The sequence below is a fragment of the Streptomyces mesophilus genome, from assembly GCF_011044995.1.
Lineage (GTDB): Bacteria > Actinomycetota > Actinomycetes > Streptomycetales > Streptomycetaceae > Streptomyces > Streptomyces mesophilus.
This window is the reverse complement of record NZ_JAAKZW010000076.1, coordinates 1-14,124: the sequence shown is the minus strand read 5'-3', so window position 1 is coordinate 14,124 and position 14,124 is coordinate 1. Positions and strand designations below refer to the sequence as shown.

Here is a 14,124-nt window from a genome sequence, read left to right as displayed (position 1 = left end):
CGAGAACGCGGCCGTCCGCCGCTGCATCGCGCGAAGTCAGTAGCCCCCCTGGCCCGTTCCCCCCCATGCACGAACAGCGGGACATTAGCACCGGCCACCCCAGGGCCAACACCCGTTTCAGCAGCGCTAACCCGGCGTCACCAGCCGTGCCTCGTAAGCGAAGACCGCCGCCTGTGTGCGGTCGCGCAGGCCGAGTTTGACCAGGATGCGGGAGACGTGGGTCTTGATGGTGGACTCCGCGACGACCAGGTGGGAGGCGATCTCGTGGTTGGAGAGGCCCTGGGCGATGAGGACCAGGACTTCCGTCTCGCGTTCGGTCAGGTCGCCGATCTGGTCCTGGGCCGGGGGTTTGAGGGCCGAGCTGCTGCCCAGTCTGGTGAACTCGGCGATCAGGCGCTTGGTGACGGCCGGGGCCAGGAGGGCCTCGCCGGCCGCCACCACGCGGACGCCTTCGGCGAGTTGGCGGGCCGAGGCGTCCTTCAGGAGGAAGCCCGAGGCGCCCGCGCGCAGGGCCTCGTAGACGTACTCGTCGAGGTCGAAGGTGGTCAGGACCAGGACCTTCGTATCGGCGGACGAAGCGACGATCTCGCGTGTCGCCTCGATGCCGTTGAGTTCCGGCATGCGGATGTCCATGAGCGCGACGTCCGGGCGCAGTTCGGCCACCTTGGCGATGGCGTCGCGGCCGTTGACCGCCTCGCCGACCACCTCGATGTCGGGCATCGCGTTGAGGAGGACGGAGAAGCCCTCGCGGACCATCATCTGGTCGTCCACGATGACGACGCGGATGGTCACGACGCGTCCCCTTCGGGCTCGGCCTGCGCCACCGGCAGGAACACGCTCACCTCGTAGCCGCCGTCCGCGCTCTCGCCCGCCGTCATCACTCCGCTCAGCATGGCCACCCGCTCCCGCATGCCCGTGATGCCGTGTCCGGCGCCGGGTGAGGTCTTGATCAGGCCGGTGGGCGGCCCGTTGACGATCCGCAGGCCCAATCCGCCCAGGACGTACGCCACTTCGACCTTCGCCTCCGCCCCCGGCGCGTGGCGGAGCGTGTTGCTCAGGGCCTCCTGCACGATGCGGTACGCGGAGAGCTCGACGCCCGGCGGCAGTTCGCGCACGGCGCCCGTGACCGTCTTGTCGACGGTGAGGCCCGCCTCGCGCACATTGCGCACGAGCGCATCGAGGTCGGCGAGCGTCGGCTGGGGCGCGTCCGGCGCCTCGTAGTCCTCCGCCCGTACGACACCGAGCACGCGGCGCAGTTCGGTGAGCGCGGCCACCGCGTTCTCGCGGATGGTGACGAAGGCCTGCACCAGTTCGGGTGGGGCGTTCTCCACTCGGTACGGCGCCGCCTCTGCCTGGATCGCGACGACGCTCATGTGGTGGGCGACCACGTCGTGCAGCTCGCGGGCGATGTTGGTGCGCTCTTCGAGGCGGGTGCGCTTGGAGCGCTCGGCCAGGGTGTCCTCCTCCTTGGCGGCCACCTCGGCCTCCTTGACGGCGACTTCCTGCCTGGCCGAGTTCCAGCCCCCGAGGGCCACGGCGGCCGAGAGCGAGAAGGCGGACAGGACCAGCATGGCCATCAGGGAGTCGTCGCCGTTGCCCGCGTATCCGACGACCGTGACGCCGAAGGCCAGGGTGATCAGCCACATCTCGGCCGCCACCCGGGGCCTGCTGCGCAGGGCGACCTGGGTCATGACGACGAGATGGGCGAGGAATCCGGCGACCGTCCAGGGATAGGCGCCGTCGTAGCTGACCCCGCCAAGGACCACCCCGAACACGCCGAACGCCATGGACAGCCAGAACGCCGCGATGGGGCGGGACAGGGTGAGCAGCACCGGAGCGGCGCCGGCCAGGCCCTGGACCAGGCCCACGAAGTCATCGCCGTACGAGCCGCCCTCCGCGACGCCGAGGAAGAAGACGAACGCCGCCGCCAGGACGATCAGGCCGTGCGGCAGCCACTTTCCGTACGGGCGCAGCCGCTTGGGTATCCGGCGGACCGCCCGGTGGCCGGCCGGCAGCGGAGGCAGCGGCCGGAACGCGAACGCGCCGCTGAACAGGTCGGCGCGCAGCGCACCGAGACCGCCCCGGATGAGGCGGGCCTCGGTGTGGACGCCATGGTGGTTCGCGCCATGAGGGTTCTGAGCTGTCTCGTTCACGCAGCTGACGGTATGCGCCCCAGGTCACGGCGTCGTCACCTCCTGGCGGGATCCTTCGGGGTCCGTCTCAGGTACTACCGGCCCCGCCGGACCCCGCCCCGAGCTCCGCCTCACACACCCACCTTGCTGTCGACAGCGGCCACCGACACCCGCCGCCCCTTCGAGAGCACCATGGCTCCCGGGTTGGCCACGCCCCAGGCGGCGCCCTTGCAGATCAGCTCCTTGTAGAGCGCTGCCGTGCGACCGGTCAGGACCCGCTCCTTGGAGGTGTCGTCGGCGGTGACGAACTGGATCAGGCCCTCCTTGCGGCCGAGCGAGACGCACTGCTGGAAGTAGCGCAGAGGCATCTTCGGCTGCTTGAGACCGGTCAGCTCCGCGGTGATCGCGTCCGCGGCCTGCCAGGCCATGGGCGTACCCGTGGCGCAGGACATCCGCAGCGGCTTGCCGGTGTCGCCCATCGCGTAGCCCGCGTCACCGACCGCGTACACGTCGGGGTGCGAGACCGAGCGCATCATGGCGTCGACCACGATCTGGCCGCCTTCGGTGACCTGGAGGCCGCTCGCCTCGGCGATCGGGTGGGTCGCGAAGCCGGTGGTCCACACGGTGACGTCGGCCGCGACGGCCTCGCCGTCCGCCGTCTTCACCTGGTCCGCCTCGACGGCGGCGACCGAGGTGTGCTCGTACGCGGTGATGCCGAGCCTGCCGAAGACCTTGCGCAGATGCGTCGCACCCTTGGTGCTGAGCCAGTCGCCCAGCTCACCGCGGGCGGCGAGCGCGACATCGAGGCCGGGGTGGGTCTCGGCGATCTCGGTCACGGCCTCGACCCCGGTGAGCCCGCCGCCGACGACCAGGACCTTCTGCCCGGGCTCGAGCGACTCGAGGCGCGCCCGCAGCCGCAGCGCACCGGCCCGGCTCGCCACCTCGTGGGCGTGCTCGACGGCGCCCTGGACCCCGTGGTCGTTCCAGCGGCTGCCGAGCGCGTAGACGAGGGTGTCGTACGCGAGCTCCTCCTCGCCGGCGGTGGAGACGACCCGCACGGTCTTGCGGTCCACATCCACGGCGGCCACCTTCGCGACCTTCAGCTCCATGCCGCTGCCCTCGAACATCGCGTCGAAGGGCCGGTACTTGAGCTCCTGGCCGGCGGCCAGCTGGTGGTTGCGGACCCGCTCGACGAAGTCCGGCTCGTCGTTGACGAGCGTGAGGGCGACGTCATCGCGGTGCAGCCGCTTGGCGAGACGGCCGGCCGCACCGGCTCCGGCGTAGCCCGCGCCCAGGACGAGGATGCGGTGCTTGGTGACGTTTCCAGCAGTCATGTTCCTGCTCCTGATCTCACGCGGCCGAGCCGCTCTCCGGGTCCGCTCTTTCGCGGTTACGCCCCTTGAACCGGGCAGCCCTCGGATTCCTGACAGGAGTCGAATGTGACCTGCGTCACAGCATGTGGGAGGCCTTACCAATCGGCCGGAGCAGGCCTACCAATCGGCCGGGAGCAGGCCTACCAATCGGCCAGGAACAGCGGTTCGCCCCGGTCCGCGGACGCCCAGATCTCGGTGGCCCGCTCCAGCTTGTCCGGGTTGACCTGGCTGCGGACCGCGACGATGCCCTCGTCGGACCGCTCCAGGCACATGACGCCGAAGACCCGTCCTTCGACCGTGATGACGAGGGCCGGGGAGCCGTTGGCCGTCGTCGCGTAGACCTCCGGGGTGCCGCCGCCGAGCATGCGGCGCTTGCTCTCGGCCGGCTTGAACATCCCGCGCAGGAACTTGGCCACCGCGAGGGCGCCCTCGAACGGTGTGGCCTTCGCCGGGATCTTCCCGCCGCCGTCGCCGACGGCGATCGCGTCCGAGGTGAGCAGCTTCACCAGCGGTTCGGTCTCGCCGCTGGTCGCGGCCGCGAGGAACTCCTCGACGATCCGCTTCGCCGCCGCCTCGGAGATCTCGGTGCGCGCCTTGCCGTCGGCAATGTGCTTCTTGGCGCGGGAGAACGTCTGCTGGCTGGCCGCCTCGCTGATGTCCAGGATCTCGGCGATCTCGCGATGCCCGTACGCGAACGCCTCCTTCAGGACGTACACCGCACGCTCATTGGGCGAGAGCCGCTCCATCAGGGTCAGCACGGCGTACGAGACGGACTCGCGCTGCTCGGCGGTGCCGGCCGGGCCGAGCATCGGGTCGCCTTCGAGCAGGGGCTCGGGCAGCCACTGGCCGACGTAGGTCTCGCGGCGCGCACGGGCCGAAGTCAGCTGATTCAGACAGAGGTTGGTGAGCACCTTGGTCAGCCAGGCCTCGGGAACCTCGATCCGCTCGACGTCGGCCGCCTGCCAGCGCAGATACGTTTCCTGTACGAGGTCCTCGGCCTCCGCCGACGAACCCAGCATCCGGTAGGCGATGGCCTCCAGGCGCGGGCGGGCGGCCTCGAAGCGGTCCACGTCGGTCATCGTCAGCGGCATGCCCGAATCCTATCGGCCAGGCTTTCGAGTGGGCTCAGAAGGCCAGTTGGGCGATCTCTTCCGCGACCACGGCGCAGGCGTCGGCCGCCGGATCGATCGGCGGGAAGTGTCCGACGCCTTCGAGCAGCGTCAGGCCCACCACCTCGCCGGCCTTCGCGGCGGCGTCGGCGTAGGCCTCGGCGACGGTGTACGGCACGTCCGCGTCGTCACGGCCCTGGACGAGGACGGTGGCGATTCCGGTGGGCAGCAGGACGGCCGGGTCGGCCTGGGCGGCACGCTCCTCGAACTTGGCGTCCCCGCCGAGCAGTTGGACGACCGCGTCGTTGCAGACCTTCAGCTCGCGGGAGAGCGTGAAGTCGGCGATCGGGGCGAGGGCGACGACGCCCCGCAGGTGGGTGGGGTACGGGGCGTACCACGGGGAGTCCTCGGGCAGGACGTGCCGCGAGGCGGCCCAGAGGGCGAGCTGGCCGCCGGCGGAGTGTCCGGTGAGGACGGTGCGCCTCGGGTCGGCCACCGGCAGATGCTCCTTGACCAGGCCGGTCATGGCGTCGAGGGCGGCCGCGACATCGTCGAACGTCTCCGGCCACCGCCCCGCGACCGGCCCGGTACCGCCTTGCGCGGGGATCGAACTGCCGCGCCGGTACTCGACATTGGCCACGGCGAAGCCCTCCCGGGCGAGGAAGTCCGCGAACGGGGTGAGGTGCTTGCGGTCGTACGGGGCCCGCCAGGCGCCGCCGTGCAGGACTACGACGAGGGGGGCGGTCAGCGGGTTGTCCCGGGGCGCGTAGAAGTCGACGATCTGGTCCGGGTGGTCGCCGTACGCGGCCGTTGCGTCCGGTTCCACCGGTGGGTGCGAGAACGCCGACTGCTCTTCGGCGGCGGCTCGGGCGGTGGCGTCTTCGGACATGTCCGGCCTTTCCAGGGTGGTTCGGTTCGTGCGGCGGGTTCGTGGTGGTGCGCGTGGCTTGATTTTTCCCCCACCCCGCCCCTTTCCGAAACGGGGGTCCGCCCAGGTCAGCCGTCCCGTACGACCGGGCCTTTGCGCAGGCCGGAACGTTCGGCGGCCACGTGCAGCGAGCGCAGCGCGAGCAGCAGTACCCCGATGTCGTCCAAGTAGACCGGGTCCGGCAGCAGATCCACGGGAGAGATCACGTAGATCAGGGCGCCCCAGAAGGCGAGGGTGTTCTCCACGGGAACCCCCGCCCTGCGCAAGAGCCGCCTGGTCCGCACGAGGCGGACGAGCAGCACGAGGGCGAAGCCCGCCACCACCGCGAGCACCACCGCCGCGAGCACCACCAGCGTCCACGCCTGATCACTCATGGGGGCCTCCTTTCGCTTTGCCCCCAATCAGACAGGAGTACCCCGGATCGCGCCCGTATCCCGCCCGGCAGGGCGGGATACGGGCGGACGGGTACGAGCGACTGGCGGACGGTTACGAGCGACGGGCCGGCGGTACGGGCGAGGACTAGAGGACCTCGGCCAGCACCCGGGCCGCGCGCTCCACATCGGCGAAGCCCAGGTAGAGCGGTGTGAAGCCGAAGCGGAGGACGTCGGGGGCGCGGAAGTCGCCGACGACACCCCGGGCGATCAGCGCGGCCATGACGTCGGAGGCGTCCTCGCACCGGAGCGCGACCTGGCTGCCCCGGGCGTCGTGATCGAGCGGCGTCAGGACCGACACCCGCCCCTCGGGGACGTACGCCGCGACGCACTCCAGGAAGAAGTCCGTCAGGGCAAGGGACTTGGCGCGGACCGCCTCGACCGGCACCCCGTCCCACACACCGAGCGCCGCTTCGAGCGCCGCCATGGACAGGATGTCCGGCGTCCCGACCCGCCCACGGCGCGCACCGTCCACGGGCATGAACTCCGGCCGCATCCCGAAGGGTTCGACATGCGAGTTCCAGCCGGGCAGCGGCGAGTCGAAGGCCGCCTGGTGACGCGCGGCCACGTACAGGTAGGCGGGCGAACCCGGGCCGCCGTTCAGGAACTTGTACGTGCAGCCGACCGCCAGGTCGACGCCGTGCGCGTCGAGTCCCACGGGCAGCGCGCCCGCGCTGTGGCACAGGTCCCAGACCACCAGGGCGCCCGCAGCCTGTACGGCGGCGGTCAGACCGGGCAGGTCGTGCAGCCGCCCGGACCGGTAGTCCACGTGGTTGATGAGCACCGCCGCCGTACGGGGACCGACAGCGGCGGCCAGCGAGTCCAGCGGGACCGGCCGCACCGTGCACCCGGTCAGCCGGGCCGCCGACGTGGCGATGTACCCGTCCGTGGGGAACGTCCCCTCGTCGACGAGGATCTCGTCGCGCCCCTCGCCGGCCAGGCGCACCGCACCGACAACCGCCTTGAAGACATTGACACTTGTGGAGTCGCCGACCACGATCTGCCCGGCCGCCGCGCCCACGAGCGGCGCGATCAGATCGCCGATCCGCTCGGGCGCCTCCCACCAGCCGGACTCGGTCCAGGACCGGATCCGCAGCTCGCCCCACTCGCGTGCGACGACGTCCGCGACGTGGGCGGGGACGGCGGCGGGCAGGGCGCCGAGCGAGTTGCCGTCGAGATAGACGGTCTCGTCGAGCACGAACTGCTCACGTATCTTGCCGAGTTCGTCGGCGGCGTCGAGCTCGGCGGCCCGTATCGCGAGAGCAGACTCAGACATAGGACCGCGCCGTCCACAGCTCGGGGAAGACGTTCTTGCGCGCCCGCTTCTCCAGCCACGCGACACCGGCCGACCCGCCGGTCCCGGTCTTCGAGCCCATCGCGCGCCGGGTCGCCACCAGGTGGTCGTTGCGCCAGCGCCACACCAGCTCACCGACATCGGTCAACGCCTCGCCGAGGCGCACCAGTTCACCGTCCTGGTCGCCCTGGTACACCTCGGTCCATACCTGCTCGATCTCGGCCGAAGGCTCGTAGCGCTGGGAGAGGTCGCGGTCCAGGACGGACTGCGGGATCGCGTAGCCGCGGCGGGAGAGCAGCCGGAGCACCTCGTCGTAGAGCGAGGGCTCGTGCAGCGCCTTCTCCAGCTCCCGGTGGACGCGCGGCGCACCCCGGTGCGGCACGAGCATCGAGGCGGACTTGTCGCCGAGCAGGAACTCCATCCGCCGGAACATCGCCGACTGGAAGCCGGAGCCCTCGCCGAGCGCGGCGCGGTAGGAGTTGAACTGGGCGGGGGTCAGGCCGGCGAGCGGTGTCCAGGACGCGTTGAGGGCTTCGAGCTCGCGTACGGAACGCTTCAGCGCGTCCTTCGCGACGGTGAGGTCGTCCTCGCGCAGGGCGCGGGCCGCGGTCTCCCACTCGTGCACGATCACCGTGAACCAGAGTTCCATGACCTGCGTGGTCACCAGGAAGACCATTTCCCCGGGATCGTCCGAGAGGGTCTTCTGCAGGTGGGTGAGGACGTCGGCCTGCACGTAGTCCTCGTACGGCGTGGTGCCGGCGAAGTCGAGATGCGGGGTCTCCGGGGTCTCCGGAGTCTGCGTGGTTCCCGTATCTGCGGTCTCGTGGGACATCACTGTCTCCTCGGTACTTCGGGTAGCGGTCCGCCCCTGCCGATGCCGGCACGGGGGCCCCGGTCCCCACCCGCATCCTCCGCAATCCTCCCCCGTATCGGCAAGACCTGCCTGGTCACAGGCCCCTCACGGGCGCTTGGGCCCCGGCCTGACCAGCACCGACCAGCCGGTGTTGTACGTATCCGGCACGGGGTGCCGCTCCCAGTCGCGGGCCCAGCGGGGCGGTGCGCGGTGGACGAGGACCAGGGCGTCGGGGATGCCGGTCTTCTTCGGCACGCAGCCCGAGGTGTACGCGACGGGCTGGAGCATCGCGTTGCCGCCGATCGTGCAGGGGGCTTCGAGGCCCTGGGCCCTGAGTACCCGCGCCACCCGCTCCCAGTCGCCGCGGGCCCCCGCCTGAATGCCCCCGTGCCGGTCGACGAGCAGGAACTGCCCGGTCAGATGCGCCGCGAGCACCCCGGCCGCGAGCGCGGTCCGGGTGCGCGAGCCGCGCACTGCTTCCCGTACGGCCAGGAGACCCAGCGCGGCGGGCAGGGCGAGCAGCGCGTAGGCGGGGAAGAGGAAGCGGGGCGCGGCGTACGGGACGAGGAAGAAGTACGGGGCCGCCGAGCAGGCGGCGGTGGCGAGGACGAGCGCCATGGCGCGCCTGGGCCCGGCATCGACAGGACCCGGACCGGCCCTCTTCGCCAGCCACCCCCCGATGACGGCCAGCGGGATCAGGAGCAGCCAGATCATGACGCCCGGCGGACTCGGCGAATCGCCGTCGCACGGGCGGCACAGGAGCCGGCCGTCGAGCGCCGAGACATGGGCGGGGACCGAGAACACCGGGCGCAGACCGCCCTGGATCTCACCGGCCGCGTCAAGCCGTGCGCCCAGGCCGCCGAAGCGCAGCTCGGCCTCCACCACCCAGGGCGCAAGACCCGCCGCCACACCCCCGGCGACCGCGAGAGCCGCCCGGCGCCGACGCCACAACAGCGCCGCGGCGCACAGCGGAAGGGCCACCCACACGCCGTCGTTGGGCCGCATCAGCGTCGCCGTCGCGAGGCCGAGGACGAGGCCCGGATACGAGACGGGGCGCCGCACCAAGGAGCCGGCGGCCGCGACCGCTCCCATCGCCGTGTAGTGGTTGGGCATCGCGTGGCCCGCGTAGAAGAGCACCGACCAGACGCTGGTGTAGCAGGCCGCGGCCAGGACCACGGCCCGCGGGCGCAGGGCCGCGCGCAGCCACGGCAGGAAACCGAGGTACAGGGCCACCGCCCAGAGCAGCATCAGCCAAAGCCGCAGCAGCACGACCGAGTCCGACCACAGGGCGACCGGGGCGATGAGCAGCGGGACGCCCCGGGTGCGCGGGGCGCTGAAGTCGACGTCGAGGCCGTTGCTGTACGGGGAGAAGCGGGTGGCGTAGACGAGTTCGTCCCAGCCGAGGGGCAGCGCCCAGGGCAGCAGCAGGGCCGAAGCCAGCACTCCGGCCAGGGCGACGGCGGCGAGCTGAATGCGCGGTCGTCGGGTCGACACGGGACCTCCCGTACCGAGGAAACCACTCGTTCGGCGCGGGTGGCAGACTGGCGGCCATGGAGACGCACAAGAACCTGCTCGGCGGTCCGGCCCCCACCCAGCTGCCGGAGAACGAAGCGGCACGGGCCATGGTCGGCACGTCCACCCCGGCCCAGATCGCGGCCGCGCACCCGACGTACTCCCTGGCCTGGGCGCTGCTCGCCGAGGACGCGTTCGCGGGCGGCCGGGTGATCGAGTCGTACGCGTATGCCCGCACCGGCTACCACCGCGGTCTGGACGCCCTGCGCCGCTCCGGCTGGAAGGGCCACGGCCCGGTGCCGTGGAGCCACGAGCCCAACCAGGGCTTCCTGCGCTGCCTCGCCGCCCTCGCCCGCGCCGCCGGCGAGATCGGCGAGAAGGAGGAGCACGAACGCTGCTGGCAATTCCTGAGGGACAGCAGCGACGAGGCATACGAGCAGCTCAAGAGCTGAACGTGAGAGGGGGACCGATCGTCCAGCGCGAACCGGTATGAACCGGACAGCGGCCTGAACGATCGGTCCCCCTCTCGCTGTTACGTGAGGCGGCTCAGCGCCCGTACCAGCACGTCCGCGCCCGCCTCGGCCTTGGCGCGTGGGCAGCCCACGTTGAGGCGGACGAAGCCCGGTGCGCCGTAGGCGCCGCCCGGCATGATCGCGACCTTCTCGCCGTCGATCAGCTCCCGCTGAAGCGGCTCGTCCGCCACGATGCCGAGCGGACGCAGATCGATCCAGGCCAGGTAACCGGCTTGGGGGGACTGCCAGTTCAGGCCGGCCGCCCGGAGCTTTTCGGCGGCCATCTCCAGATTGCCCGCCACGTACGCCCGCAGTGCGTCGAGCCAGCCCTCCCCCTCGCGATACGCGGCGATATGGCCGACGAGGGACAGAACCGCCGGCGACGACAGACCGTCCGCGTCCTTGAGCCTGCGCAGATACGCGGCATGCGCCTCGGGATCGCCGATGATGCCGTAACTCCCGGTCAGGGCAGGGATGTTGAAGGACTTGGACGCGGAGGTGACGACGGCCCACCGCCCGGGTCCGAACCCGGTGCGCCAGGTCCGCGTGGATCTCATCGCTGATCACCGCGACCCCGTGCCGCGCGCACAGCCCGGCCATGCGCGTCGGCTCCTCGCCGGTCCACACACGGCCGGTCGGGTTGTGCGGCGAGCAGAGCAGCAGCACCGAGGTGTCGGGCAGCGCGAGCAGCCGCTCGAACTCCGCCCAGTCGTACCGCTTGTGGAACCAGTCGACGACCGCGGACAGGAAGTCGGAGTGCCGCCACCGCGAATACCCGAGCACCCCGTGATCGAGCCGCCCGCGCAGGGCGGTGAGCACCTCGGGTGCCGTCTCGAAGTCCATGTCGGAGATGGTGAACGGGAGCAGCCCGGGGACGCCGAACCGGTCCTCCACGTAGTCCCACTGCGTGCACCAGGTGCCGTGCCGGTCGACGAAGCGGTCGAAGTCGTACGAGGTCATCGAGCTCCCCCCACCGTGCTCAGCCCGGCGATCGCGTCCTTCACCGACTGCACCTGCGGGCCGATGACGTTGCCGTCGGTGTTGCCGATGAAGATGCCGAGCACCGCGGCCACCAGGAAGCCGAGGCCCACCAGGACCGCGTGGATCAGGTAGAGCCAGGGCGCGATGAACAGGAAGAGGAATTCCAGGGGTTCGGTGATACCGCCGACCACACAGGCGACGACACCGGAGAGGAAGTGCGTGGCGTTCTCGACGGCGCCGGTCGGCGGGGCTTGCAGCCGAGCTGCGAGTAGAACATGTTGAGCGCGCCGGAGACCTGCTCACCGCAGGTGCGGTGACGGTGCCGACGCAGCGGTTCAGAGGTCGTCGGGCAGGAGGCGGAACGCTTTGTGTCCGGTCAGCGGCTGCACCGCCCGGAAGAAGTCCCTGCGGTCGAGCGTCAAGACACATTCCGTCTCGTACGCCTCCGCCAGGACGACATTCACCGCGTCGGCGAGATCCAGCCGGAGAGCGTCGTAACGGTTCTGGATGACCCGAGCCTTGCGCAGGACATCCGCCGAGATCTCGGGCACCAGGACCCGCATGGTGCGCGCCTGCTCAAGGAGCCAGTCGTTGACCGCGTGCGCCGCACGCCGACTGACGTTCCGCGTCGTGATGTGCTCGACCTCCAGGAAGACGAGAGGCGAAACCACTGTCGCCGACGCCGCGCGCAACGCCGCACGCGCCGCCGTGTGCTCAGGGTCAGTCACGTTGAGCGCCGCGACAAGGCCCGACGTATCCCCGATGACGATCAACGTCCGCCTGCCACAGCGTCGTTGACCACCGCATCGATGTCCTCTTCCGAGACCGGTCCGCCGAAGTCGAGGCTGGGGATGTCCCAGTCGTCGTCCCAGCGCTGCGCGCGCAGGGCAGCGATGTGGAACGCCTCGCGGAAGTACTCCGCCTCCGACCGCCCCTCTCGCCGGGCCGCTTCCTTGATGGCCTGGAGGTCGGCCTCCTCGACCATCACCGTCGTTTTCTTCAGAGCCATACGGTTATGGTGCCTCCGCCATAACCAGCAGCCAATCCCAAGGCCCGGAGCGACCGAGAGGGCCGGAACGGCCGCGTACATGTCGAAGGCCCGGGTTCCGATGAGGAACCCGGGCCTTCGCGAAACCCTTTGCGCAAAGGGTTACTTGAGCTTGACGCCCACGGCTTACTTGATCTTCGTGCCCGCCGACCGCAGCGCCTTCGCGGCCTCGACGACGCGCGCGGCCATGCCGGCCTCGGCCGCCTTGCCCCACGTACGGGGGTCGTAGAGGGACTTGGTGCCGACCTCGCCGTCGACCTTCAGGACGCCGTCGTAGTTCTTGAACATGTGGTCCACGACCGGACGCGAGAACGCGTACTGCATGTCGGTGTCGAGGTTCTGCTTCACGACGCCGTACTCGAGCGCGGTGTGGATCTCCTCGAGCGTGGAGCCCGAGCCGCCGTGGAAGACGAAGTCGAACGGGGACTGCTTGCCGAACTTCGCGCCCACGCCGTCCTGCAGCTCCTTGAGCAGCTCGGGCTTGAGGACGACGTTGCCCGGCTTGTAGACGCCGTGCACGTTGCCGAACGAGGCGGCGAGCAGGTAGCGGCCCTTCTCGCCCAGGCCGAGCGCCTCGGCGGTGCGGATCGCGTCGTCGACCGTGGTGTAGAGGTTGTCGTTGATCTCGTGCGAGACACCGTCCTCCTCGCCACCGGTCGGGGTGATCTCGACCTCGAGGATGATCTTCGCGGCGGCGGCCTTCGCGAGCAGCTCCTGGCCGATCGCGAGGTTGTCGGCGAGGGTCTCGGCCGAGCCGTCCCACATGTGCGACTGGAACAGCGGGTTCTCGCCCTTGGCCACGCGCTCGGCGGAGATGTCGAGCAGCGGGCGTACGTAGGTGTCCAGCTTGCCCTTGGGGCAGTGGTCCGTGTGCAGCGCGATGGTGATGTCGTACTTCTTGGCGACGACGTGCGCGAACTCGGCGAGCGCGACGGCGCCGGTCACCATGTCCTTGGAGTGCTGGCCGCCCAGGAACTCGGCGCCACCGGTGGACATCTGGATGATGCCGTCGCTCTCCGCCTCCGCGAGGCCGCGCAGGGCAGCGTGCAGCGTCTGGGACGAGGTCACGTTGATGGCCGGGTAGGCGAACTTGCCTGCCTTCGCCCGGTCGAGCATCTCGTTGTAGACCTCGGGGGTTGCGATGGGCATCTGTCCGCTCCTTGGAAGTACGTGAGGTAACTGAGGGTCACCGAAGGGATGACGTCATCGTCGCCCCCATCTTTCCAGACTTGAGCGATTGCTCCAGTCCACTCGGGATGCGAAAACGGGGGACCTAAGTCCCCCGCGCCGCCATGGTGCCGTTCGGCTAATCGAGCCCGAGCTCGTCCTTGCCGAACGCGAAGAGGTACGGCACCCCGGCGCCGTCCTGGATCTTCTCGGCCGCACCCGTGGCGCGGTCCACGATCGTGGCGACACCGACGACCTCGGCGCCTGCCTCGCGTACCGCCTGCACGGCCTCCAGCGGGGAACCGCCGGTGGTGGAGGTGTCCTCGACGACCAGGACGCGGCGGCCCTTGATGTCCGGGCCCTCGACGCGGCGCTGCAGACCGTGCGCCTTGGCGGCCTTGCGCACGACGAACGCGTCCAGGCGCTCGCCCCGCGCGGCGGCGGCGTGCAGCATCGCGCCGGCCACGGGGTCGGCGCCCATGGTCAGACCGCCGACGGCGTCGAAGTCCAGGTCCTTGGTGAGGTCCAGGAGCACCTGGCCGACCAGCGGGGCGGCCTCGCCGTCGAGGGTGATCCGGCGCAGGTCGACGTAGTAGTCGGCCTCGATCCCGGAGGAGAGGGTCACCTTGCCGTGCACGACGGCCTTGTCCTTGATCTGCTGCAGCAGGTCGCCACGTACGTCTGTCATGGGGCCAGCTTAACTTTCAGCCCCTGCGGCGCTTGAGCAGATCCGAGCGGAGCTCGGATGCAGGGGGTCCGGGGGGCGACGCCCCCGGTTTCGGGA

15 protein-coding genes and 1 pseudogene are annotated in these 14,124 nt (G+C 70.6%); 1 reads left to right on the top strand and 15 read right to left on the bottom strand.

From position 1 onward, the window contains the following. Positions 1 to 126: 126 nt before the first annotated feature. The 9 genes from G6045_RS19280 to G6045_RS19240 form a co-directional block, all read right to left on the bottom strand. A complete protein-coding gene (locus G6045_RS19280) occupies positions 127 to 792 on the bottom strand; it encodes a response regulator (RefSeq protein WP_165333238.1) in 666 nt (221 codons plus the stop codon). Beyond that, entirely contained in the window at positions 789 to 2,153 is a 1,365-nt protein-coding gene (locus G6045_RS19275) for a sensor histidine kinase (RefSeq protein ID WP_165333237.1), read from the bottom strand. Before G6045_RS19275 ends, G6045_RS19280 begins: the two co-directional genes overlap by 4 nt. A 110-nt stretch (positions 2,154 to 2,263) precedes the next feature. Further along, positions 2,264 to 3,466 (bottom strand): NAD(P)/FAD-dependent oxidoreductase, encoded by a 1,203-nt coding sequence (locus G6045_RS19270; protein ID WP_165333236.1) that lies wholly within the window; start codon positions 3,464 to 3,466, stop codon positions 2,264 to 2,266. 179 nt (positions 3,467 to 3,645) lie between these two features. Then, on the bottom strand, positions 3,646 to 4,596 hold the full coding sequence (locus tag G6045_RS19265) for an RNA polymerase sigma-70 factor (protein WP_165333235.1): 951 nt from the start codon (positions 4,594 to 4,596) through the stop codon (positions 3,646 to 3,648). A 34-nt stretch (positions 4,597 to 4,630) separates the two neighbouring features. After that, a complete protein-coding gene (locus G6045_RS19260; protein ID WP_165333234.1) occupies positions 4,631 to 5,503 on the bottom strand; it encodes an alpha/beta hydrolase in 873 nt (290 codons plus the stop codon). Between the two features lie 107 nt (positions 5,504 to 5,610). Beyond that, positions 5,611 to 5,916: a YkvA family protein gene (locus tag G6045_RS19255; protein WP_165333233.1), complete on the bottom strand. Its 306-nt coding sequence runs from the start codon at positions 5,914 to 5,916 to the stop codon at positions 5,611 to 5,613. A gap of 145 nt (positions 5,917 to 6,061) precedes the next feature. After that, entirely contained in the window at positions 6,062 to 7,249 is a 1,188-nt protein-coding gene (gene kynU / locus G6045_RS19250) for a kynureninase (protein ID WP_165333232.1), read from the bottom strand. Next, positions 7,242 to 8,099 (bottom strand): tryptophan 2,3-dioxygenase family protein, encoded by an 858-nt coding sequence (locus G6045_RS19245; protein WP_165333231.1) that lies wholly within the window; start codon positions 8,097 to 8,099, stop codon positions 7,242 to 7,244. Before G6045_RS19245 ends, kynU begins: the two co-directional genes overlap by 8 nt. A gap of 126 nt (positions 8,100 to 8,225) precedes the next feature. Continuing rightward, positions 8,226 to 9,614 (bottom strand): hypothetical protein, encoded by a 1,389-nt coding sequence (locus G6045_RS19240; protein WP_328707826.1) that lies wholly within the window; start codon positions 9,612 to 9,614, stop codon positions 8,226 to 8,228. A gap of 56 nt (positions 9,615 to 9,670) precedes the next feature. Between G6045_RS19240 and G6045_RS19235 the strand changes: the two genes are divergently transcribed. Beyond that, positions 9,671 to 10,084 (top strand): DUF3151 domain-containing protein, encoded by a 414-nt coding sequence (locus tag G6045_RS19235; RefSeq protein WP_165333230.1) that lies wholly within the window; start codon positions 9,671 to 9,673, stop codon positions 10,082 to 10,084. A gap of 80 nt (positions 10,085 to 10,164) precedes the next feature. On the opposite strand, the pseudogene G6045_RS19230 reads toward G6045_RS19235, so the two are convergent. The 6 genes and pseudogenes from G6045_RS19230 to pyrE all read right to left on the bottom strand — a co-directional run bounded on the left by G6045_RS19230 (position 10,165) and on the right by pyrE (position 14,028). Then, a pseudogene (locus G6045_RS19230) lies at positions 10,165 to 11,104 on the bottom strand (MalY/PatB family protein). After that, positions 11,101 to 11,382 (bottom strand): PTS transporter subunit EIIC, encoded by a 282-nt coding sequence (locus G6045_RS19225; RefSeq protein WP_408056345.1) that lies wholly within the window; start codon positions 11,380 to 11,382, stop codon positions 11,101 to 11,103. Before G6045_RS19225 ends, G6045_RS19230 begins: the two are co-directional and overlap by 4 nt. 78 nt (positions 11,383 to 11,460) lie before the next feature. Beyond that, positions 11,461 to 11,898 carry a PIN domain-containing protein gene (locus G6045_RS19220; RefSeq protein WP_165333229.1) on the bottom strand — a complete coding sequence of 146 codons (438 nt, stop codon included), beginning with the start codon at positions 11,896 to 11,898 and terminating at the stop codon, positions 11,461 to 11,463. Then, a complete protein-coding gene (locus G6045_RS19215) occupies positions 11,895 to 12,134 on the bottom strand; it encodes a CopG family transcriptional regulator (RefSeq protein ID WP_165333228.1) in 240 nt (79 codons plus the stop codon). The genes G6045_RS19220 and G6045_RS19215 overlap by 4 nt, the downstream gene beginning before the upstream one ends. Positions 12,135 to 12,299: 165 nt before the next feature. Then, entirely contained in the window at positions 12,300 to 13,322 is a 1,023-nt protein-coding gene (gene fbaA, locus G6045_RS19210; protein ID WP_165333227.1) for a class II fructose-bisphosphate aldolase, read from the bottom strand. Between the two features lie 157 nt (positions 13,323 to 13,479). Next, the gene (pyrE, locus tag G6045_RS19205; protein ID WP_165333226.1) at positions 13,480 to 14,028 is read right to left on the bottom strand and encodes an orotate phosphoribosyltransferase; all 549 of its coding nucleotides are present in this window, start codon (positions 14,026 to 14,028) and stop codon (positions 13,480 to 13,482) included. Positions 14,029 to 14,124 lie beyond the last annotated feature (96 nt).

What these genes read in the sequence shown, in the direction of transcription:
- kynU (WP_165333232.1), bottom strand. Translation starts at nt 7,249, where the DNA reads ATGTCTGAGTCTGCTCTCGCGATACGGGCCGCCGAGCTCGACGCCGCC.
- G6045_RS19270 (WP_165333236.1), bottom strand. Translation starts at nt 3,466, where the DNA reads ATGACTGCTGGAAACGTCACCAAGCACCGCATCCTCGTCCTGGGCGCG.
- G6045_RS19260 (WP_165333234.1), bottom strand. Translation starts at nt 5,503, where the DNA reads ATGTCCGAAGACGCCACCGCCCGAGCCGCCGCCGAAGAGCAGTCGGCG.
- G6045_RS19235 (WP_165333230.1), top strand. Translation starts at nt 9,671, where the DNA reads ATGGAGACGCACAAGAACCTGCTCGGCGGTCCGGCCCCCACCCAGCTG.
- G6045_RS19245 (WP_165333231.1), bottom strand. Translation starts at nt 8,099, where the DNA reads ATGTCCCACGAGACCGCAGATACGGGAACCACGCAGACTCCGGAGACC.
- fbaA (WP_165333227.1), bottom strand. Translation starts at nt 13,322, where the DNA reads ATGCCCATCGCAACCCCCGAGGTCTACAACGAGATGCTCGACCGGGCG.
- G6045_RS19215 (WP_165333228.1), bottom strand. Translation starts at nt 12,134, where the DNA reads ATGGCTCTGAAGAAAACGACGGTGATGGTCGAGGAGGCCGACCTCCAG.
- G6045_RS19265 (WP_165333235.1), bottom strand. Translation starts at nt 4,596, where the DNA reads ATGCCGCTGACGATGACCGACGTGGACCGCTTCGAGGCCGCCCGCCCG.
- G6045_RS19255 (WP_165333233.1), bottom strand. Translation starts at nt 5,916, where the DNA reads ATGAGTGATCAGGCGTGGACGCTGGTGGTGCTCGCGGCGGTGGTGCTC.
- pyrE (WP_165333226.1), bottom strand. Translation starts at nt 14,028, where the DNA reads ATGACAGACGTACGTGGCGACCTGCTGCAGCAGATCAAGGACAAGGCC.